At 69.5% G+C, this 20,281-nt stretch carries 17 protein-coding genes; 10 read left to right on the top strand and 7 right to left on the bottom strand.

What is annotated here, in order from left to right:
- Nucleotides 1–8: 8 nt before the first annotated feature.
- The 5 genes from ACRDPS_RS13955 to ACRDPS_RS13935 form a co-directional block, all read right to left on the bottom strand.
- Entirely contained in the window at nt 9–986 is a 978-nt protein-coding gene (locus ACRDPS_RS13955; protein ID WP_431502248.1) for a hypothetical protein, read from the bottom strand.
- Complete coding sequence (locus tag ACRDPS_RS13950) at nt 983–2,050, bottom strand: glycosyltransferase family 2 protein (RefSeq protein WP_431502247.1); 1,068 nt, start codon at nt 2,048–2,050, stop codon at nt 983–985. Before ACRDPS_RS13950 ends, ACRDPS_RS13955 begins: the two co-directional genes overlap by 4 nt.
- Before the next feature lie 149 nt (nt 2,051–2,199).
- Complete coding sequence (locus ACRDPS_RS13945) at nt 2,200–5,019, bottom strand: YfhO family protein (RefSeq protein ID WP_431502246.1); 2,820 nt, start codon at nt 5,017–5,019, stop codon at nt 2,200–2,202.
- A 91-nt stretch (nt 5,020–5,110) separates the two neighbouring features.
- The gene (locus ACRDPS_RS13940; protein ID WP_431502245.1) at nt 5,111–5,866 is read right to left on the bottom strand and encodes a methyltransferase domain-containing protein; all 756 of its coding nucleotides are present in this window, start codon (nt 5,864–5,866) and stop codon (nt 5,111–5,113) included.
- Nucleotides 5,867–5,906: 40 nt separating this feature from the next.
- Nucleotides 5,907–7,013, bottom strand: a complete 1,107-nt coding sequence (locus ACRDPS_RS13935; RefSeq protein ID WP_431502244.1) for a glycosyltransferase — start codon at nt 7,011–7,013, stop codon at nt 5,907–5,909.
- 119 nt (nt 7,014–7,132) lie between these two features.
- Between ACRDPS_RS13935 and ACRDPS_RS13930 the strand changes: the two genes are divergently transcribed.
- The 10 genes from ACRDPS_RS13930 to smc all read left to right on the top strand — a co-directional run bounded on the left by ACRDPS_RS13930 (nt 7,133) and on the right by smc (nt 18,562).
- A complete protein-coding gene (locus ACRDPS_RS13930) occupies nt 7,133–8,098 on the top strand; it encodes a lysylphosphatidylglycerol synthase domain-containing protein (RefSeq protein ID WP_431502243.1) in 966 nt (321 codons plus the stop codon).
- On the top strand, nt 8,095–9,540 hold the full coding sequence (locus ACRDPS_RS13925; protein WP_431502242.1) for a hypothetical protein: 1,446 nt from the start codon (nt 8,095–8,097) through the stop codon (nt 9,538–9,540). The genes ACRDPS_RS13930 and ACRDPS_RS13925 overlap by 4 nt, the downstream gene beginning before the upstream one ends.
- Nucleotides 9,541–9,574: 34 nt before the next feature.
- Entirely contained in the window at nt 9,575–10,138 is a 564-nt protein-coding gene (locus ACRDPS_RS13920; RefSeq protein ID WP_431502241.1) for a YceD family protein, read from the top strand.
- Between the two features lie 95 nt (nt 10,139–10,233).
- Nucleotides 10,234–10,419, top strand: a complete 186-nt coding sequence (gene rpmF, locus ACRDPS_RS13915; protein ID WP_141781313.1) for a 50S ribosomal protein L32 — start codon at nt 10,234–10,236, stop codon at nt 10,417–10,419.
- A gap of 77 nt (nt 10,420–10,496) precedes the next feature.
- Nucleotides 10,497–11,138 carry a ribonuclease III gene (rnc, locus tag ACRDPS_RS13910; RefSeq protein ID WP_431502240.1) on the top strand — a complete coding sequence of 214 codons (642 nt, stop codon included), beginning with the start codon at nt 10,497–10,499 and terminating at the stop codon, nt 11,136–11,138.
- A complete protein-coding gene (gene mutM / locus ACRDPS_RS13905) occupies nt 11,138–12,040 on the top strand; it encodes a bifunctional DNA-formamidopyrimidine glycosylase/DNA-(apurinic or apyrimidinic site) lyase (RefSeq protein ID WP_431502239.1) in 903 nt (300 codons plus the stop codon). The genes rnc and mutM overlap by 1 nt, the downstream gene beginning before the upstream one ends.
- Before the next feature lie 110 nt (nt 12,041–12,150).
- Complete coding sequence (locus ACRDPS_RS13900; protein ID WP_431502238.1) at nt 12,151–13,029, top strand: DUF6576 domain-containing protein; 879 nt, start codon at nt 12,151–12,153, stop codon at nt 13,027–13,029.
- A 185-nt stretch (nt 13,030–13,214) separates the two neighbouring features.
- Entirely contained in the window at nt 13,215–13,412 is a 198-nt protein-coding gene (locus ACRDPS_RS13895; RefSeq protein ID WP_431502237.1) for a hypothetical protein, read from the top strand.
- Nucleotides 13,413–13,699: 287 nt separating this feature from the next.
- Nucleotides 13,700–14,815: a polysaccharide pyruvyl transferase family protein gene (locus tag ACRDPS_RS13890; protein WP_431502236.1), complete on the top strand. Its 1,116-nt coding sequence runs from the start codon at nt 13,700–13,702 to the stop codon at nt 14,813–14,815.
- Nucleotides 14,816–15,022: 207 nt separating this feature from the next.
- Entirely contained in the window at nt 15,023–18,562 is a 3,540-nt protein-coding gene (smc, locus tag ACRDPS_RS13885; protein WP_431502235.1) for a chromosome segregation protein SMC, read from the top strand.
- A 44-nt stretch (nt 18,563–18,606) separates the two neighbouring features.
- On the opposite strand, the gene ACRDPS_RS13880 is transcribed toward smc, so the two are convergent.
- Both ACRDPS_RS13880 and ACRDPS_RS13875 read right to left on the bottom strand, forming a co-directional pair.
- Complete coding sequence (locus tag ACRDPS_RS13880) at nt 18,607–19,503, bottom strand: nucleotidyl transferase AbiEii/AbiGii toxin family protein (protein WP_431502234.1); 897 nt, start codon at nt 19,501–19,503, stop codon at nt 18,607–18,609.
- Nucleotides 19,500–20,084: a type IV toxin-antitoxin system AbiEi family antitoxin domain-containing protein gene (locus tag ACRDPS_RS13875; protein WP_431502233.1), complete on the bottom strand. Its 585-nt coding sequence runs from the start codon at nt 20,082–20,084 to the stop codon at nt 19,500–19,502. The genes ACRDPS_RS13880 and ACRDPS_RS13875 overlap by 4 nt, the downstream gene beginning before the upstream one ends.
- Nucleotides 20,085–20,281 lie beyond the last annotated feature (197 nt).

The following is a 20,281-nucleotide window of genomic DNA, read 5'->3' as shown; positions in this document are numbered from 1 at the left end:
CGCGATCTCTAAGGGGTAGGCGTACGCCGCCCGGCAACCGCCCCGAGCCCAGCCAGCACCACATCGGCGATGAGCAGCAGGACCCGGGATGCGAGGGCGACGGTGAGTGCCTCGGGGACGCCGATGATGGGGCCGAGGGTGAGCGCGAGCAGGGCCTCGCGGATCCCGGCGCCGGCGGGTGCGGGGATGAACGCGATCCCGGCGGCCCAGGCCAGCGCCATGCCACCGGTGGCGGCCGCGACCTCGAGCAGACCCACCGAGGCGTACGACTGCATCATCACGGCCAGGTGGAGGCCGAAGGCGATCCAGGCGAGCACGGCCCAGCCGATGGCGGTGAAGAGGCCACGTCCGGAGAGACGTACGCCGAGGGGTTCCCGCCCCAGCCGCGCGAAGAGCCAGTCGAGAACGCCCGGGACGACCCGTGGGTGCAGGCAGACGGCGAGGGGGACGAGCAGTAGCAGCAGCCACCAGTAGCGGTCGAGGCCGTCGGACGACGACCACGGCAGCAGGAGCGCGCCGACGCCGATCCCCGAGGCGACGACAACGCCCATGAAGAGGATGTTGGCGCCGAGCATGGTGCGGCGGGCGACGCCCCAGCGCAGTCCGAACTGCATCTGCGCGACGACCGGCCACACGGAGCCGGGGAGGTATTTGCCGAGTTGGCTCACGTAGAAGACCGAGTGGGACTCACGCAGCGCCGGCCGGATGCCCATGCCGTGCAGGAGGGCGACCCAGATCTGGCCGATCAGCATGGTGCCGATGACGGCCAGCACCCCGGCCACCGCGAAGCGGCCCAGGCTCAGCTCCTGCACCGCCGTGGCCAGATCCTCGCGCTGGCGCCAGACCAGGTAGACGCCGCCGAGCACGACGACGAGGGCGAGCGCGATCTTGAGCAGCCGCTTCGCAGGTGAGGGTTTCGTGGGGCCGGCTGCATCCGACGACCCCGCCTCCAACCCGGAGGCCGGGCCGGAGTCGGTCGCTGTCACAGGCTGGTCGTCCACGTCTCGCCGGACTGCGCCGACGCCCGGGCAGAGCCATGAGTGTGGGACTGGGTGTGCGGCAGGTCGAACTCCGCGACCGAGGTCTGGTCGCGCAGCATCTGGGTGCCGGACTTGCCGAACCGGGCCTTCTTGGTGTGCTCCAGGTCGTCCTCGATCAGCACCCGGTTGGTGCGGATCAGGTCGGAGATCACGCCGAGCATCGCGGACATGAAGGCGAGGTTGATCAGCACGCCGCCGAGCAGCAGCGACTGGATGTGGTTGCCGTTGTCGCCGCTCAGCCACAGCGCGAGGTAGCGGATGAACGGGATCGCCCCGAGGACGAAGAAGAAGGCGGTGAGCCAGACGAAGATGGCGTACGGCTTGTACATCATGTAGGACCGCACGATCGCCGCGCCGGACTTCATGATGTGCTCCGGCATCGACTTGAACAGCCGCGACTCACGGGTCTTGGCGTTGGTCTCGATGGGCACCGAGGCGATCTTCATCCGCTTGTTGCCTGCCTGGATGATCGTCTCCATGCAGTAGGAGAAGCGGGTCACCGTGTTGAGCAGCATCAGCGACTCGCGCGAGTAGGCGCGGAAGCCGCTGGCGGCGTCGGGCAGGTTGGTCTCGGCGGCCATGTTGACCACCCTGGAGCCGACCTTCTGCAGCGTCTTCTTCAGCCCGGAGAAGTGCGCGATCCGGTCGACCTGGCGGTCGCCGATGACGATGTCGGCCTGACCGTTGACGATCGGCTGGACCAGGTCGGTGATGCGGTCCTGGGGGTACTGGTTGTCGCCGTCGGTGTTGACGACGATGTCGGCACCCAGCTCGAGGGCGCGGACGACACCGTCGTGGAAGCTGCGGCCGAGACCCTGGTTGCGGGCGTGGTGCACGAACTCGCGCACCCCGTGCTCCCTGGCCACCTCGACCGTCCGGTCGCTGCACCCGTCGTCGACGATCAGGATCACGATCTCGTCGATCCCCGGGATCTGCTTCGGGATCGACTCCAGGACGGACGGGAGCGTCTCCTCCTCATTGAGGCAGGGGACTTGAACGACGAGCTTCACAGGGGACCTCGGCTGAGATTCGGGCGGACGGACGGCAGATGATGAGATGTCCGCGAGGGGTTCTGGCCCGCCACATTACCGCGTGGATTCCGAGGCCCAACGCCCACTCGCCCGTGTCATCCGGCGTATGTGCTAAGGAAACCTGGCGTTCAGGACGGGTCTACGCGGTGTCTGTCGTCGCGTCGCCTGGCTCGCCCGAGGATCCACGGCCCGACCATCAGCCCGAGGCTGACCAGTGCGGCGAGAAGCGAGACGACCGCGCCCGTACGCAGCCCGGGGGCGTCATAGGTCAGGCTCACCGTGTGGGTGCCGTCCGGAACCGGTACGGCCGCGAAGGCGTGGTTGCCCGGGACGATCGGGACCTTGCGGCCGTCGACGGTGGCCGACCAGCCCGGGCGGGCGATGGAGTCGGCGACGACGAGGTAGCCGGCTCCGTCGGCGGTGACCTCGGCGGAGATCGTCTCGGGATCGTCGCGGCGTACGTCGACCTCGGCGCTCGAGCCGATCGCGGCGGGTGAGGAGTCGTCGTCGAGGAGCACCGTGCCGGGGGCCACGCCCTCGATCAGCCGCCGCACGCGGGTCGGCCCGTCGGGGACGACCTCGCTGGTGCCGGCCCAGCGGATCCGGGGGAGTGCGCTCGAGCGCTCGTAGACGACGGCCCCGGCGGAGGCGTGCACCACTCGGAGCCCGTCGCCCTTCACGGGCCTGACCGGTGCACAGACCGCGGAGCCGTCGGTGCGGCCGGCCAGGTGGACGGGTTTCCGCTTCCCCGAGAAGGTGATGGTGACCGGCACCGGGCCGGCGGTGAACCGGTGGTCCGGGACCGCGACGCGGAGCCTCTCGCCACCCTTGAGCGGCCGGTTCACGGCGATGGCCCGCTCGGACGTGACCTTCTCGGCGCCGGACCCCACGCTCACCCGGACGATCGTCGGCGCCTGCGCCCGCGGCTTCAGGCCGATCGGCACGGTGACCTCGATCCCGCGCAGGTTGCCCTTCGGGACCTGGCAGGTCGCCTCCTGGTCCGGCATCACGCTCAGCCGCTGCCGCTTCGCGGCCGGCACCCGCGGCTGCTCGACGGCGCCGATGACCTCCAACGGCTGCGTCACCCAGTAGCGGACCGAGAGCTGGTCGAGCACCGCCCGGCGACCCGGGGTGGGGATGTTCGCCGGGAAGTCGGTATAGGTCGGCGACAGGTGGGCGTTCGGGCTGATCGCGGTGATCAGCGACTTCCACTCCGGTGAGGTGAACTCGTGGCCGGTCGGCGTACGCAGCCGGTAGTGGTCGGCCACGGCCGTGTGCTCCCACGCCGAGCCGCCGTAGCGCTCCTCGCCGAGGTTCTCCTTCAGGAACTCGTGGGCAGGCGTGACCGGGTAGAAGTCGGCCCGGTCGGTCAGCGGCAGCACCTCGCGCGCGAACATCGTGCTCTGCGCGAGCACGGCGAGCACGAGCACCAGCGGGCCCAGCAGCCTCAGCCGGCCACGCAGCAGGAACGTCGCCGCGACCGCGATGACCGAGAACACCAGCAGCAGCGCCGGCACCCGCAGCTTCGCCGCCAGGTCCGGGATCGGCCGCTCGGCGCCGTCGATGTAGGTGTAGGCCGCATAGAGGAAGTACGCAGCCGCGACCGCCGCCACCAGGACGACGACCAGCGACACCACCAGCCCAGGACGCCAGGACCGGGGCCGATCCTCCGGCCCGCCCGGTGACACCTCCTCCGGTGACGCCTCGTCCGGTGACGCCCCCGCTCGGGAGATCTCGGCCCGCTGCACCAGCCGCTCGAGCCCGATCCCGGCCAGCACCGCGCACAGGAACCCGAAGATCGAGTTGGCCCGCCCGAAGCTGTTGGAGCTGTAGCCCGGCAGCTTCTGGAGCAGGTCGAGCGGCAGCCCGCCGACCCACAGCAGCCAGACGACCGCGGCCAGCACGACCGCGAGCAGGGCAGGGGTCGTGGGACGGCGTCCGCCGGGCAGCCTGACGACCAGGGCACACAGCACCAGGATCAGCGCCGCGACGCCGACGAACGCGATGGACTCGATCGGGTTGTCCTCGCCCGCCCAGAGCCCGTCCACACATGTGCCGTACGCGTCCGGCGCGACCGTGGTGAGCACGAGACTGGCGGGCTTGACCTGGTTGGGGACCCGCTCCTCGATCCCCAGAGCGCTGATGTTGAGCGCGAACGGAAGCACCTGGACCGCGGAGAGCGCTACCCCGAGCCCGACACCGCCGGCGGCGATCCCACCGGCGACCAGGGTGCGCCGCCGGTCCCGGAGCGCGAGCGCCCGGGCCACGACATAGATCCCGCCCAGCGTCAGCGCGAACATCGTCACGGCGGGGAACCCGCCGAGCAGCATCGAGGCGACGACCAGCGCGACCGCGGCGAGGTCGCGCGCGCCGCGCTCGCGTACGGCACGGTCCAGCGCCCAGAGCAGCAGCGGGACCAGGCAGGCGACCTTGGTGTGCGGCCAGTTGGTCCACATCATCATGAACCCGGAGGTGAAGAAGACCAGCCCGGCGACCAGCGCGACGCTGCGCCGCACCCCGAGCCGGCCGAGGAAGAGCACCATCCCGGCCAGCACCAGGACCAGCTCGGTCAGCTTCACCCAAGCCGGCGCCAGCCACAGAGGCATCGCCCAGTAGGGCCACGAGACCGGGCTCAGCACCGCGTGGTTCGGCAGCGAGGCCAGCGGCGCCCCGCCCACCTCGTACGGCGCCCAGGTCTGCCAGTTGCCGTGGCGTACGCCCTCGACGATGTTCTCGACGCCGGGCAGGTAGTAGTCCCAGGTGTCGCCGCGGCACCACAGCGTCCCTTGCGGGATCGGGCCGTCGGCGGCGTACGGCATCATCGCGTGCAGCCAACCGGTGTCCAGCAGCATCCCGCGGCCCACGAGCGCGGGACCGAAGCTCACCGCGACGAAGAGGACGAGAAGCGCCACCACGACGCCCGAGCGCCACCGATCGGTTGGGATCACAAGCCGGAAATCTATGAGTAGTCGGCACCGGGCGCGGGTAGCGCACGCGGTAGGTCGTTCAAGTTGTCTTTCGGTCGTTCCGGCCGGCGGGTCAGCCGCGCCTGGTCGCGACGGCCACCAGCCCGGTGCCGGTGTCGGGCCGCAGCCGCTGCAGCGCCATGAACGGGCTGGTCGCGACGGCGATGGCGGCACCCTTGAGCTGACCGCTGGGCTGGAACGTACGCCCGGTCGCCTTGGTCAGCTCCTCGGGAGTGAGATCGCCCACCTTCTCCAGCTTCTTGGCGTCGATCCGGTTGCGGACCGCCTCCAGCGCGTAGCCGAGCGGCCAGCCGTAGACGGTGATGTCGACGTCGTCCAGGCCGGCCTCCTCCAGCCGCGCGGTGAGCTCCTCGGGGCTGTAGCGACGGAAGTGACCGGCGTGCCTGTCCATCGGCCCGAAACGCTCCTGGAAGGCCGGCACCGAGATCACCAGCTGCCCGCCGGGACGGACATGCGTGACCCACTCGGCCAGCGCGCCCTTGTCGTCATCGATGTGCTCGAGCACCTCGAAGGCACAGACCATGTCGTACGTCCTACCCGGCTCCAGCTCGGAGGACATCGCGTTGAGCACGGTGCCGCCGGCGCAGGTGATGCGTTCGTAGGCCACCTCGAACGAGTCCGCGTCGGGCTCGACCCCGAGGTAGTCGGCGCGAGCGGCCAGGCGGGCACCGAAGGCCCCTTGGCCGCAGCCGATCTCCAGCGCCGTCGCCGGCGCCAGCCGGTCGATGATGCGGCTGACGACGTCGTAGCGGAGCCAGGCACGCGGTGCGAGCGGCGGCAGCGGGCGGTCGGTGGCGGTGATCGGCATCTGGTTCCTGGGTCCGGTTCCTGGGGTGGTCTTGATCGGTTCAGCCGAGCCGCTCGAGGATGGGAGAGGCGACGGCTCGCGGGGTGTAGTGCTCCAGCGCGCGGTCGTAGGCCGTCCGGCGCAGGCGAAGGGCCTCCTCGGGATCGTCGGCGAGCTTGGTCAGGGCCGAGGCGAGCTCCTCCGAGCTGCCGGGCTCGACCAGCAGGGCCGCGCTCTCGAGCAACCGCCGCTGCGGTGCGGTGTCGGACGTGACGACGACGGCGCCCGCGGCGGCACCCTGGAACGCCTTGTTGGGCACCACTCGCCGCGCCTGCGGCACGGTGCCGAAGATGCCGAGGCTCACGTCGAACCCGGCGACGAAGTCGGGCAGCTCCTCGGCGTCGACCCAGTCGACCCAGGAGACGTGCGGGTTGCCGGCGGCGAGGCGGCGGGCCTCGTCGTACTGCTGGCCCTGGCCGACCATGGTCACCTCGATCCGATCGTCGTCGGCGAGGATGTCGAGGGCGTCGGCGATGACCGGCGTGCCGTGGGTGGGGGAGAAGAGCCCGACGAAGACCGCCTGCAGCGGCGCTTCGGTAGGACGCTCGAGAGCCTTGGCGCCGGCTTCGAACCACTCCTTGGTGGCGCCGACGGGACACACCACCGATCCGGCACGTACGTCCTCGGGCAGCGACTGCTGCTGCTCGACCGTGTCCACGATGACGACGTCGGCCTGCTTGAGCGCCATCGCGTCGATCGCCTTCATCAGGCGCAGCTTGAGACCGTCCGAGCCGGCCAGCCGCCGGTTGGTGGCGACCCCGGCTGCCGAGACCATGTGGTCGAGAAGGATGGTCGCGCGCGGATGGAGAAGACGAGCCAGATGTACGTCGAAGTGGCCCAGATAGCCGACCAGGACGGCGTCGGGACGCGAGTGACGGCGCTGCCGGAGCGACTCGAGGGCCAGGCCGGTCCAGCACACCAGCAGGCGCAGCACCAGCAGGGGCAGTCGCCACGGTTGCCGCAGGATCGCCACCCGGGCTGCCGTGTCCAGGCCCAGCGGCCGGTTGATCTCGGTCACCTCGGCACCATGGGCGCGCAGGCCCTCGATGAGCACCGCGACCCGCGGGTGGGCGGTCACGTCGTAGGTACCGAAGGCGACGATGTGCACCTCTCCAAGGTTAGGGTCGGAGTCAAGGAAGGATCGAGCAGCACACCCCGCATCTGAGATGTCGGCACCCGAGAAGAAGCGATGCCAGGGAGGCAGGGAGGCCTGTGGGCCGAGGTTGGTTGAAGGCAGTCCCCCTCGGGGCGACGCCTCTCAAAGCGGCAGTCGTCGCGATCGTCGTCGTCGTGGTGGCGGCGTACGCGGTCCACCGCAACTGGCACGCGCTGGTGCGCGGCTTCGAGGAGCTTCCGCTGTGGGTGCTGGGGGTCGCCTTCGTGCTGACCGTGCTCGCGCAGGGCCTCGCGCTGCAGATGTGGCGGGTGGTGCTCGCCGACCTGGGCTCGCCGCTTCCGCTGGTGCCGGCGGCAAGGATCTTCTACGTCAGCCAGCTGGGGAAGTACCTGCCCGGGTCGTTGTGGACGATCGTCGGTCAGATGGAGCTCGCTCGTGTCGAGCGGGTGCCGCGGCGTACGTCCTTGACCCAGGGCGTCCTCGTGCTGGCGATCGCCGTCGGCGCCGGGGTCATGGTCTCGGTGCTGCTGATGCCGTTCCTGGGGCAGGAGACGCTCGCTCGCTACTGGTGGGCGGTGCTGCTGCTCCCGCTGATCCTGGTGGCACTGCATCCGCCGGTCTTCGGGCGAGTCGTCAACGCCGGCCTGCGGCTGCTGCGGCGCGAGCCGCTCGAGGTGCTGCCGACCTGGCGAGGGATCGGCAGGGCCCTGGTGCTGCAGAGCCTGGTGTGGCTCGTGCTCGGCGTCCAGATCTGGGTCGTCGTGGTCGGCCTGGGCGGTGACCCGCTGCCGTCCCTGCTGGCCAGCGTCGGCGGGTACGCCCTGGGGTTCAGCCTCGGCATGGCCGCGATCGGGCTCCCGGCCGGCGCCGGGCTGCGGGAGGCCGTGCTGGTGGTCGCCCTCTCCGGTGTCCTCACGCCCGGCCTGGCGCTGCTCGTCGCGCTCCTGGCCCGCGGGATCGCCGTCCTGGCCGACGTCGGGGTCGCGCTGGTCGCCGCGTTCCTGACCAGGAGTGTGGGGGAGCCGCCCGCGGAGCCGAGCACAGGCCCCACCGCCGGTCACGGCGCAGCGCTGTGACCGCCCCGATGACCGACCCGACGACGGCCCCGAAGACGGCCCCGAAGACCGACGAGCGTCGATCGAGGAGGCTCTGGGTCCTCGGCCTGGTCGCCAACCTCGTCACCTGCGCCGGCGTGTGCGCGGGCTACGCTCTCTCCTCGCCGCTCTACGGGACCAAGGACGAGGTCGCTCACGTCGACCACGCCTACCAGCTCTGGCACGGCACCCTGATCAGCGTCGGCGATCCGATGCGGATGCCGCAGATCTGGGGCTACACGCTGCCCTTCGACTGGACCGGCCAGCATCCGCCGCTCTTCTACGCGCTGCTCGCCCCGGTGGTCGGGCCGCTCACCGACGCCGGGCACCTGCTCGCCGCCGGGATGGCCGCACGCGGCCTCAGTGTCGTGATCACCTGCCTGGTCGTGGCCGCGGTGATGTGGGCGGTCAGGCAGATCGCGCCGGGCCGCCCCGAGGTGTCCGTCGTGGCCGGGCTGGTCACCGCGCTCAGCCCCGGGCTGACCAGGCTGGGCGGTGTGGTCTTCAACGACAACCTGTTCGTGCTGTGGGCGACCCTCCTGGTCGGGCAGACCGTCTGGTTGCTCCGTCACGGTCCGCAGAACCGCGGGCTGGTGCTCTTCGGTCTCTACGCCGCGGCGGCCCTCGGCACCCGGCTCCCCGGTGTCGTCGTCATCGGCGTGTGCGCGGCGACCCTCGGCCTGGTCTGGCTCTTCGCCGGCCCACGCCGCGGTTGGGCCGACGTCGCCCGTCTCAGCGTCGCGGTCGGCCTCGCGATCGCGGTCAACGGCTGGTTCTACGTCCGCAACTTCCTCGACACCGGCAACTGGTCGGGCATGCAGACCGACCTCGTCGGCAAGGCTGGCGGGCCGTTGCAGGCGCGGGAGGTACGCCCCGTGCTCGATGTCGCCACCGACCCGCAGATCTGGCGCCAGCTGCTCATCGCGCCCTCGCACCAGGAGCACCTGGTCATCGGCGCCGTCCTCACCGTGGCCCCGCTCGTGCTCGGCCTGCTCGTCGGCCTCCACGCCCTCGCACCGGCCCGACGCAACCCCGTTCGCGTCGCGACGGCGCTGCTGATGCTCGCGCTGATCGTGGTCATCGTCGCGATCCAGCTCAGGTACGCAGCCGGCGGCGGCGGAGCGTACTGGCGCTATCTCCTCCCGCTCACTGTCGTGACCAGCCTGGTCACGGCGCTCGGGCTCGCCGCCGCACGGCGTCTGGTGGGGCTGGTGACCGCGGTCTGGGCGACGGCGATGTTCGTGCTCTTCGCGGCTCACATCGCCCCGCCGAACCCGACCGGGGGCGATCTGGCCACCGCACCGGTCTTCCAGACCGCGGCCTGGGTCGCGGCGGGCGTCGCGGGCGTAGCCTGCGTGCTCGCGGTCGTGGCCGCCGCGTGGCTGTCCTTTTGGTCGCTGTCGTCGCGTCCCGTTAAGATCTAGTCTGATCTGTCGTGCCCTCATCCGGAAGTGAAACATGACTGCCCTGGACCCGAGAGCGCCGCTCGTGCTCGACACTCGCGAGCTCGGCCGCCGCCCGGGGTCCGAGCGTCACGTAGACCTGAAGGTGCCGGCACCGGCGGATCTTGGTATCGAAGTTCTCTCCGTCCCCGAGGGATCGCAGGTCGAGCTCGACCTGCGTCTCGAGGCGGTCATGGAGGGTGTGCTGGTCACCGGGACGGCGTTCGCCGTCCTCGAGGGCGAGTGCGTGCGGTGCCTGGAGCCGATCAAGGACGAAGCCGAGGTCGACATCCAGGAGCTGTACGTCTACAACGACTCTCGTGATGGCCGGGACACCGGTCCGGAGGGCGAGGACGACGAGACCAGCCGGACCGAGGGCGATCTGATCGACCTCGAGCCGGTGCTCAGGGATGCGGTGGTGCTCGCACTTCCGTTCCAGCCGATGTGCCAGGACGACTGTCCCGGACTGTGCCCCGAGTGCGGGGTGCGGCTCGCGGACGAGCCCGGGCACGACCACGGTGACAAGGTCGACCCGCGCTGGGCGGGGCTGACCGAGCTGAAGCAGGACCCGAGCAACTAGCATTCCCCCAGCAAAGACAAACCCAGCAGACAAACCCAGCAGACAAGCATCAGCAGCCGGTCGAGATCCGACCGGCCCGGTATTAGGAGATAACAGTGGCTGTCCCGAAGCGGAAGATGTCGCGCAGCAACACCCGTCACCGCCGCTCGGCCTGGAAGGCCGTGGCGCCGACCCTGGTGACGTGCGCGAACCCCGCCTGCGACGCCAAGCACATCCCGCACCGTGCGTGCGGCGAGTGCGGCCAGTACGGCGCTCGCGCCGCGCGTCGCCAGGTCCTCTGAGCTGACACGCGGTTAGTCTCCTGACCAACTACGCCGAGCTTCGCAAAGCGCTCGGGGATCCGATCCTGGACCCCGAGTTGCTTGAGCGTTCGCTCACTCATCGCTCCTACGCGTACGAGAACGGTGGGCTGCCCACCAACGAGCGCCTGGAGTTCCTGGGCGACTCGGTGCTCGGCGTCGTGGTCACCGAGACCCTCTATCGCATCCACCCGGACCTGCCCGAGGGCAAGCTCGCCAAGCTGCGGGCGGCGGTTGTGAACGCCCGCGCCCTGGCCGAGGTCGGTCAGGGCATCGGCCTCGGCCAGCACATCAAGCTGGGCCGGGGCGAAGAGGCCACGGGTGGGCGCGAGAAGTCCTCGATCGTCTCCGACACCGTCGAGGCGGTGATCGGTGCGGTCCACCTCTCCGGTGGCATCGAGGTCTCCACGGTCCTGGTCCACCTGCTCTTCGACCCGCTCATCAAGGCGGCCTCCGATCTCGGTGCGGGACTGGACTGGAAGACCTCGCTCCAGGAGCTCGCCGCCGAGCACTCCCTCGGCGTGCCCGAATACGTCATCACCGACGAGGGCCCCGACCACATGAAGACCTTCACCGCGAAGGTCCGGGTCGGCGACGGGCTCTACGGCAACGGTGTCGGCCGCTCCAAGAAGGAAGCCGAGCAGGCCGCCGCGGAGACCGCCTACGGCGAGATCCAGGCCGCCGAACCCTCGACGGCGTAGTGCCTGAGCTCCCCGAGGTCGAGGTCGTACGCGCCGGCCTCGAGCGTCACATTCTCGGCGCGCGGATCGTCGCGGTCGAGGTCCTGCACCCCAGGCCCGTACGCCGCCATCTCGCCGGCCCCTCGGCCTTCGCCGCCGAGCTCACCGGCCGGGTGATCACCGGCGCCCGCCGCCGCGGCAAATATCTGTGGCTGCCCCTGGACGGCCGCGACGCCCTGATGGCCCACCTCGGCATGAGCGGCCAGATCCTCGTGCAGCCGCCCTCGTCCCCCGACGAGCGACACCTGCGCGTACGCATCGGGCTCGAGGGCGCCGCCGAGGGCCGCGAGCTCCGGTTCGCCGACCAGCGCATGTTCGGCGGCCTCTCGATCAGCCCCGGGGGAGCCGAGCTCCCGCCCGAGATCGCCCACATCGCCCCGGACCCGCTGGAGGCGGTCTTCGACGCGGAGGCGGTCGTGGCCCGCGTACGCCGCTCGGCCAGCGGTATCAAGCGCATCCTGCTCAACCAGAACGTGATCAGCGGCGTCGGCAACATCTACGCCGACGAGGCCCTGTGGCGCGCGAAGCTGCACGGCGAGCGGCCGGGGGACCGGCTGACCCGCCCGAAGGTGCGCGAGCTGCTCGGTCACGTACGCGACGTGATGACCGAGGCCCTGGCGCAGGGCGGCACATCCTTCGACGCGCTCTACGTCAACGTGAACGGCGAGTCGGGCTACTTCGAGCGGTCCCTGGCCGCGTACGGCCGTGAGGGTGAGCCCTGCGACCGCTGCGGCGCCCCGATGCGACGCAGCGCGTTCATGAACCGCTCCTCCTACTTCTGTCTCAAGTGTCAGCCCGCACCACGGGCTGCGACGTCCCGTCCACGTACGCCCGCACCCACGCGCGACACCTACATTCCCTGAATACGTCTCGCGCTGCAGGTATCTGGCGCGGGGTCGATGTCGCGGTCGGCGAGCGGCTAATCCGTGTGCCGCGGTGACGCGGCAACCAATGCGTGGATAGGCTCGGCCTCGTGCGAGAACGTTTCCGGTTGTCCCCAGGCGGTCGCTACCCCCACGAGCCTTGGTTCCACATCGGCTCCTTGGGGGTGACCACGACGTGGCTCGTGGTCTTCGCGAGCATCGTCGGGCTGGTGCTCTTCGCCGCGATGGGCGGGGAGGGCGTGGCCAACGGGCTGGCTCTGATCCAGCCCAACCTCGCCGAGCTGAAGCTGTGGACGCTGGTCACCTGGCCGTTCGCCTACCCGCAGTTCAGCATCTTCGACGTCCTGGCGATCTTCTTCTTCTGGTACTTCGGATCCGACCTGGAGCGAAACGAGCTCGGCAAGGTGCGCTTCGCCTGGATGCTGGTGGCGTTCACCGCGGTGATCTCGGTGCTGACCGTCCTCTTCGGATCGGTGCTCGACCCGACCTACCTCCTCGCCGGCCTCGGGATGCTCGAGATGATGGTGGTCCTGGTCTGGATCGCCCAGTGGCCCGACCGGATGTTCATCTTCAACATCCCGGCCTGGCTCTTCGGTGTGATCCTCGTCGGCATCCAGCTGATCCAGTATCTCGGCTACCGCAGCTGGGTCATGCTGCTCGTCTTCGTCGTCGGCCTGTGCGTCAACGCCTTCGTGGCACGACAGTTCGGGCTGCTCGACAAGTTCGCCTGGATCCCGCAGGTGGCCGGGCCCCCGCAGCCGAAGGCGGCCAAGCCCGCCAAGGCCAAGAAGCGCAAGTCCGGCCCGACCGTGGTCGCCGGCCCGTGGGAGTCGTCGTCCGCCGCGCCCAGGGACGACCAGCGGATGGACGAGCTGCTCGACAAGATCCATGCCCAGGGAGCCGACTCCCTGACCAGCAAGGAGAAGAAGGAGCTCATGCAGCTGCGTGAGCGCCGCCGGCGCAGCTGAGTCGACGTTTGTGAGCGAAAGTTGAGTGCGAGGCACTCAAGTTTGGCTCGTGGTCGGTTGGTGCGTACGGCCAGAGGTCCCGGCTTTGCGCGCGCGACGTTGACGCTTGTCGATAACGGTGTCACTCTTGTAGACGGCCCGGTATCGCGGGAACTTCTAGTGATTCCAACGAAGGAAACGTATTCATGGCGAAGGCGCTGATCGGTTACATGAGCAGCGACCTGCGGACTCCCGCCCACCTCACTGCCGAGAATGCTCGGTTGCGTGCGCGTGTGCGTGAGCTCGAGGATCTCGTTCTCTCGGTGAAGACCGAGAACGATGCGTTGGTGGCGGAACACACCGCCGACCTCGACACCTCGATGCAGGAGATGCAGCCCGCCTGACCTGCGGGCATCTGCAACACCACGGGCGAGAGCCCTTGCTTGGTCAAGGGGAGCCTCGTTCAGGGGGAACCGACTCTGATGTTCAGGGTCGGTTTCGACCTTTTCGGAGTCTCGACCCGATCAACCGCCCGCCCCGGTGGTCGAGCTTGTCGAGACCCCCTAGGCGGACCGTCGCTGAGCGTTCACCTGGGGTTCGACTGACAGGCGCCCAGGACCATTCGGGCTGGCTACGATCGCGCGGTTCGCCGCCATCGGTGGCCTGACTCGCGATCCCCAGGAGCTCCCCGTTGTCCCCGTTGCGCCATAACCCGGTCCTCCGGTCCGCGGCCCGCCGCCTGCCCGCCCCGCTCAAGGAGCAGATCAGGGCCGCACTGGTCCGCCGGGAGCGTCGCGGTCGCAAGCCGGTCATCGGGCTCGCGGGGTTCTTCGGGGCCGGCAACTACGGCGACGAGCTGTTCCTGTCGGTCTATGAGCAGTACTTCGGCGAGGATTTCGAGCTGCGGGTGCTCGCCGACAACATGACCAAGCCCTACTACGACCGGCCGCTGGCCGAGATCGTGGACGAGGTCGACGCCATCCTCATCGGCGGCGGCGACATCCTGCAGCCGTGGCAGGCTGACCGGCGCTACTTCAACCACAAGATGTTGGCCAAGCCGGTCTTCGTGGTCGGCATCGGCGTTCCGATCTACCGAAACACGCAGATCAAGCCCCACATCATCGAGAAGCACAAGGTGTTCCTCGAGCACCCGAACGTGAAGTTCATCGGCGTACGCGACCAGCCGACCGCCGACTGGATCCTGGCCAACATCTCCGCGGACCTGGACATCAAGGTGGCCCCCGACATGGTCTGCTCGCTGGACCTGCCCGCGGCCACCAAGCCGGAAGGGGCGCCGATCCTGGGCGTTGTCACCCGCTACCGCCCCAACCTGGACGAGCCCGACGACTACTCACGCGTCGAGGAGATGGCCGGCAAGGCGATCGCGGAGGGCTGGCGCGTACGTCATCTCATCCTCGGCACGATGGACGTCGGCCGCCGCGACGTGGCCAACGCCGACGACCTCGACATCGGGGACAAGGAGGTCGTCTACACCGAGTCGCTCGACGAGCTGACCCGCTCCATCGGGGAGTGCACCGCCCTGGCGAGCATGAAGTTCCACGGCTCGGTGGTGGCCACGATGTATGGCGTGCCGTCGATCGTGATGATCGCGACCAACAAGAACCGCAACTTCATGAAGCGCATCGGGCTGGAGGCCAACGTCTCGGCCTTCGATGCCGCCGACCTCGCCGAGAGGTTCACCGAGCGGGTCGTCCCCGATCCCGAGGCGGTCGCCGGGCTGCGTACGGCGGCCGACGCGCACCTGCGCGAGCTGCGGGCAGAGGTGAAGCGCACGCTGAGCATCTGAACAGCTGATCCTCGGATCTCGGGCTCGACACCACGTACACGCCCTGCGGTCGGCGCGAAGGTCCGCAGATCGCCGGGTGCGGCGGGTTATCCTCGACCCGCTGGGGTTCCCCTGAGCAGCGGCGATTAGATTTGCTGGCTCACCTCAGCCACGCTGATGTGTTGCGAAATGTGTACGACCACGTGGTCCTGAGCCGGGGAGAAGTCGATGTACCTCAAGCGTCTGACGCTGAAGGGTTTCAAGTCCTTCGCCTCTGCGACGACCCTCGAGCTCGAACCGGGCATCACCTGCATCGTCGGCCCCAACGGGTCGGGCAAGTCCAACGTGGTCGACGCGCTCGCCTGGGTGATGGGTGAGCAGGGCGCGAAGAGCCTGCGCGGCGGCAAGATGGAGGACGTCATCTTCGCCGGCACCGCCGGGCGCGCGCCGCTGGGCCGCGCGGAGGTCGCGCTGACGATCGACAACTCCGACGGGGCGCTGCCGATCGAGTACGCCGAGGTCACCATCTCGCGCACGATGTTCCGCAACGGCGGCTCGGAGTACGCCATCAATGGCAGCCCGTGCCGGCTGCTGGACGTCCAGGATCTGCTCTCGGACTCCGGCATCGGCCGTGAGATGCACGTCATCGTCGGCCAGGGCCAGCTCGACACGATCCTGCGCGCCACCCCCGAGGACCGCCGCGGCTTCATCGAGGAGGCTGCCGGCGTCCTCAAGCACCGTAAGCGCAAGGAGAAGGCGCTGCGCAAGCTCGACTCCACGCAGGTCAACCTGGACCGGCTCCAGGACCTGCTGGTCGAGATCCGCCGCCAGCTCAAGCCGCTCGGCCGCCAGGCAGAGGTCGCCCGTCAGGCGCAGACGGTGCAGATGGACGTACGCGACGCCAAGGCCCGCATCTACGCCGACGACCTCGTCACCGCGAAGACCGAGCTCGACAAGGAGCTCGCCGACGAGGGCGCGCTGCTGGCCCGCCGTGCGGAGGTCGAGGAGACCATCGCGGAGGGCCGCGAGCAGGAGGCCGTGCTCGAGGCCGCGCTGCGCGAGGACCTGCCGGCGCTGGCCAAGGCCCAGGAGACCTGGTTCGCACTGAACTCGCTGCGCGAGCGGCTGCGCGGCACGCAGTCGCTGGCCTCCGAGCGGGTGCGCAACGCAGCCGGCTCCGAGGACCTGGAGGTGCGCCAGGGGCGTGACCCTGAGGAGCTCGAGGCGCAGGCCGAGGTCGCCCGCGAGCAGGAGGAGACCGCCGACGCCGAGGTCGAGGAGCTTCGCTACTCCCTCGAGGAGGCGGTCGAGTCCCGCAAGGAGGCGGAGGACGCCGCGGCCGAGGAGGAGCGCCGGGTCAAGGGGCTCGAGCGCGCTGCCGCCGACCGTCGCGAGGGCCTGGCCCGGCTGACCGGCCAGGTCAACGCGCTCAAGTCGCGTGCCGCGGGGGCCGACGAGGAGGTCGGCCGTCTGACCTCGGCTCGTGAGGAGGCGCTCGCGCGTGCGGAGCGCGCCCAGCGTGACTTCACCGCCCTGGAGACCAAGGTCGCCGGCCTGGACGCGGGGGAGGAGGGCCTCGACGCCGAGCACGAGGCCGCCGCCGCCACGTTGGAGGACATCGAGGAGCGGGTCGCCAAGCTGCAGGCCGAGGCCACGCAGGCCGACCGTGACCGCTCCACGCTCGCCGCGCGCAAGGACGCGCTCGAGATGGGGCTCAACCGCAAGGACGGCGCCGGAGCCCTGCTGGGCTCCGACCTTCCGGGGGTGTTGGGTTCGGTTGCCTCGCTGCTAGCGGTGCGATCAGGCTATGAGGCCGCGGTGGCTGCGGCCCTCGGGTCGGCCTCGGACGCGGTCGTCGTCGAGTCCTCCGAGCGTGCGGTCGGCGCCATCGAACACCTCAAGACCGAAGACCTCGGCCGGGCCGGACTGCTCCTGGGAGGGGCCGCCGAGGAGACCGGCGGTTGGCCGTCGTTGCCTACTGGCGCTGCGTACGCCTTGGACGTGGTCGAGTGCCAGCCGGTGCTGCGCCCGGCGGTGGCTCGGCTGCTCGACAAGGTCGCGGTCGTCGAGGATCTCGCTACCGCCCAGGCGCTCGTGGCTGCCTCGCCGGAGATCATCGCGGTGACCCGTGAGGGCGACCTGATCGGCGCCCACTTCGCCGCCGGCGGCTCGGCCAGCGTACCCAGCCTGCTCGAGGTGCAGGCCGCCGTCGATGAGGCCACCGCCCAGCTCGCCGAGGCCCACGCGGTCTCCGAGCGGGCCACCTTCGAGACCTCCCGTCTCGAGGCCGAGCGGCTGGCCGCGCAGAAGCGGGTCGACGTCGCGCTGGCCAAGCTGCACGAGTCGGATGCGACCCTGGCTGCTGTGGCCGAGGAGCTCGGCCAGTTCGGGGCCCAGGCACGCGCTGCCCGCGGCGAGGCCGAGCGCCTTCTGACCGCGGTCGAGCAGGCCCAGGAAGCGCGCGAGAACGCCGTCGCCGGGCTCGCCGAGCTCGAGGAACGCCTCGCGATGGCTGAGGAGGCGCCCGAGGACGAGCCCGACGTGAGTGCCCGCGAGGAGCTGGCCGAGGCGGCCCGGACCGCGCGCCAGCGCGAGATGGATGCCCGGTTGGCGCTGCGTACGTCCGAGGAGCGCGCCCGCGCGCTCGCCGGCCGTGCCGACGGCCTGATCCGGGCGGCCCGTCAGGAGCGCGAGCAGCGCGCCAAGGCTGCGGCTCGCCGTGAGCAGATGCGTCGTGAGGGCGAGGCCGCGAAGGCGGTCGGGATCGCGGTCGGGTATGCGCTGGACCGGCTCGAGGTCTCGGTGCAGCAGGCGGCCCGGGCCCGCACGGAGATCGAGGAGTCGCGTGCCGGGCGCGAGCAGGCGCTGCGCGAGTGCCGCTCGCTGCTGCGCAACCTCGGCAAGGAGCTCGAGGAGCTGGTCAACTCCGTCCACCGCGACGAGATGGCCCGCGCCCAGCAGCGGATGCGCATCGAGCAGCTCGAGGAGCGGATCATCGAGGAGCTCGGCCTCGACGCCGAGGCGATCGTCAAGGACTACGGACCCGACCAGCTGGTCCCGCAGCACCCCGACGAGGACGGCAACGAGCGCGAGCCGATCGCGTACGTCCGCGCCGAGCAGGCCAAGCGCCTCAAGGCCGCCGAGAAGAACCTGCGCGCCCTGGGCAAGGTGAACCCGCTGGCCCTGGAGGAGTTCGCCGCGATGGAGGAGCGCCACAAGTTCCTCACCGAGCAGCTCGAGGACCTCAAGCAGACCCGCAAGGATCTCCTCGACATCGTCAAGGAGGTCGACAACCGCGTCGAGCAGGTCTTCACCGAGGCCTGGGAGGACGTACGCGTCGCCTTCGACCACGTCTTCGCGCGGCTCTTCCCGGGTGGTGAAGGTCGCCTGGTCCTCACCGACCCGGACAACATGCTCACCACCGGCATCGAGGTCGAGGCCCGACCGCCGGGCAAGAAGGTCAAGCGGCTCTCGCTGCTCTCCGGTGGCGAGCGGTCCCTGGTCGCCGTCGCCTTCCTGGTCTCGCTCTTCAAGGCGCGCCCGAGCCCGTTCTACATCCTCGACGAGGTCGAGGCCGCGCTCGACGACACCAACCTCGGCCGGCTCCTGGAGATCTACGAGGAGCTGCGCGAGTCTTCGCAGCTGCTCGTCATCACCCACCAGAAGCGCACCATGGAAGTCGGCGACGCCCTCTACGGCGTCACCATGCGCGGCGACGGTGTCACCACCGTCATCTCACAGCGCCTCCGCGACGCGCAGCCCGCCTGATCTGGGCGCCGTTGAGTCATTGCCGTCCGTGCGCTCTGTGACGGCTAGTTCCAGGACAACCGGTCGACGTCCCAAGATCCGCTAGCCGCGTCGCCGTCAAGCACAGGATCTGCGAAGGCGATCACGCCTTCGAGCACCGCAGCGAACTCGTTCGGCAAGTGATCGGAGTTGCTGCGTCTGCGCCAGGCGACCCAGCGCGACTGGGCCAGATCGGCGTAGCCGTCGAGGACCTCGGCAAGTGTCGAGAGTTGTGCGCCGCGGTACGCAGCGACGGCGGCAATCGCGTCACGCAGGTCGCCGGCCGCGATCGAATGGCGGCGCGAGAGGGTCCAGACGTCGCCAAAATCCCGCCAACGGGTGTTGGCGACGCCGCGCTGGATCGCGGTCACGATCTTCTCGGCATGGACCATGTGAAGCGGGTAGGCCGCGAGGACGATCGGCGCACCGCCGCGAAGGCGCGGCACCTCGACTGTGGTTGGTGCCGGCCAGATCGGGTCGCCGACGTTGATGTCGACGTGGAATGGAAGGCGCGCCGATGCCAGCCGCGCGTCCATGCTGATGCGGACCCCGGAGTACTCGTCCTCCTCGCGGATGACCTCCGCATTTGCCGTGTCCGGCAGAAACTCGACGCCGTCGTCATCCTGGGGCTGTACGGAGACGACTGACGTGACCAAGCCCAGCACCGCTTCGGCGTCGTTCGCGAGGTCCAGACCTGCGAGGTCGACGTCCCGGGTCGGTCTGCGCAAGGCGAATGCCGCGAGGAGCACCCCACCTTTGAGCACGAACTTGCCCCGTACCTCGCTGGCAGCCAGTCTGCTCAGGAACGCCTCAAGGACGTAGAGCTGCAGCAGTTCCTGAGTCGGTCGTCCATCACGCTGCGCCCGGTTCCTCAAATCCAAGTACGCGTCGCCCGCGGGCGTGCCCCTAGAAATGCGGCTCACAACAGGACCTCCAACGTCTTGCGGATCGCGGTCGCGGCCCGAGGGAACGACCTTGACATCTTGAGGAGCTCTGACGGCTGCCCGCCTCGTCGCAGCCAGCGCTTGAGTGTCTCGTTCGGCAGGTCCGGGCCATGGATGTGCCGAAGGCGGAACGCGTCGATGATGCTGCGCTCCGAGGAGTAGATGCCGATCGTGTGATCGTCATCCAAGTCAAGCAAGTCGCGTCCAAGGCCGAACGTGGTCCTATCGAACTGGCTCCACCTGACCGGCGCGATCGTCGCAGGCGTCCAGGTCCCCCTCGGGATCGCGATGTCGTACTCAGCCGGGATGTCGTCGATCAGCCCGTGCCTCGACAAGGCTGACCTCAGGCAGATCGTTGCCATGGGCGACTTGGCGGCGATATCCAGCAGATCATCGTCGCCGATCGAACCCTCCTTGCGGTATAGCCCCCGCGAAACCTTCATGATCTCGCCGCTATCGAGGAGAGTTCGAAGCTGACGTTCGTTGATCCGCATCCGCGCGTCGGAGTAGCGGAACGTGTCAGGAAGGTCTGCCAGGAGCCCGGCGGCAGCAGACGCCATCACACTCACCTCCGTAGGAAATCCTTGACAGCAACACGTCTAGTGTAGAGGATTTCCTACGGATTTCCTTTCATTCGAGCCGCTATCGATCAGTCGGTGTTGAAGGGCTCCGGCGCGCTGTATCGCATCATTGGTCTTAGTTGGCCGGGCCGCGCTGGTGAACCTAACGACTCACTAGGATGTTGCGATGCGTCGGA

The sequence above is a fragment of the Nocardioides sp. genome, assembly GCF_050699375.1.
In the GTDB taxonomy this organism is placed as follows: Bacteria; Actinomycetota; Actinomycetes; order Propionibacteriales; family Nocardioidaceae; genus Nocardioides.
The sequence above is the reverse complement of the archived record's forward strand: the minus strand, read 5'-3'. Positions and strand labels throughout refer to the sequence as shown.

Bases quoted from the DNA above. Each gene is read 5' to 3' on its own strand.
- ACRDPS_RS13940 (WP_431502245.1), bottom strand. From the start codon at position 5,866: ATGCCGATCACCGCCACCGACCGCCCGCTGCCGCCGCTCGCACCGCGT.
- ACRDPS_RS13920 (WP_431502241.1), top strand. From the start codon at position 9,575: ATGACTGCCCTGGACCCGAGAGCGCCGCTCGTGCTCGACACTCGCGAG.
- ACRDPS_RS13895 (WP_431502237.1), top strand. From the start codon at position 13,215: ATGGCGAAGGCGCTGATCGGTTACATGAGCAGCGACCTGCGGACTCCC.
- smc (WP_431502235.1), top strand. From the start codon at position 15,023: ATGTACCTCAAGCGTCTGACGCTGAAGGGTTTCAAGTCCTTCGCCTCT.
- ACRDPS_RS13875 (WP_431502233.1), bottom strand. From the start codon at position 20,084: ATGGCGTCTGCTGCCGCCGGGCTCCTGGCAGACCTTCCTGACACGTTC.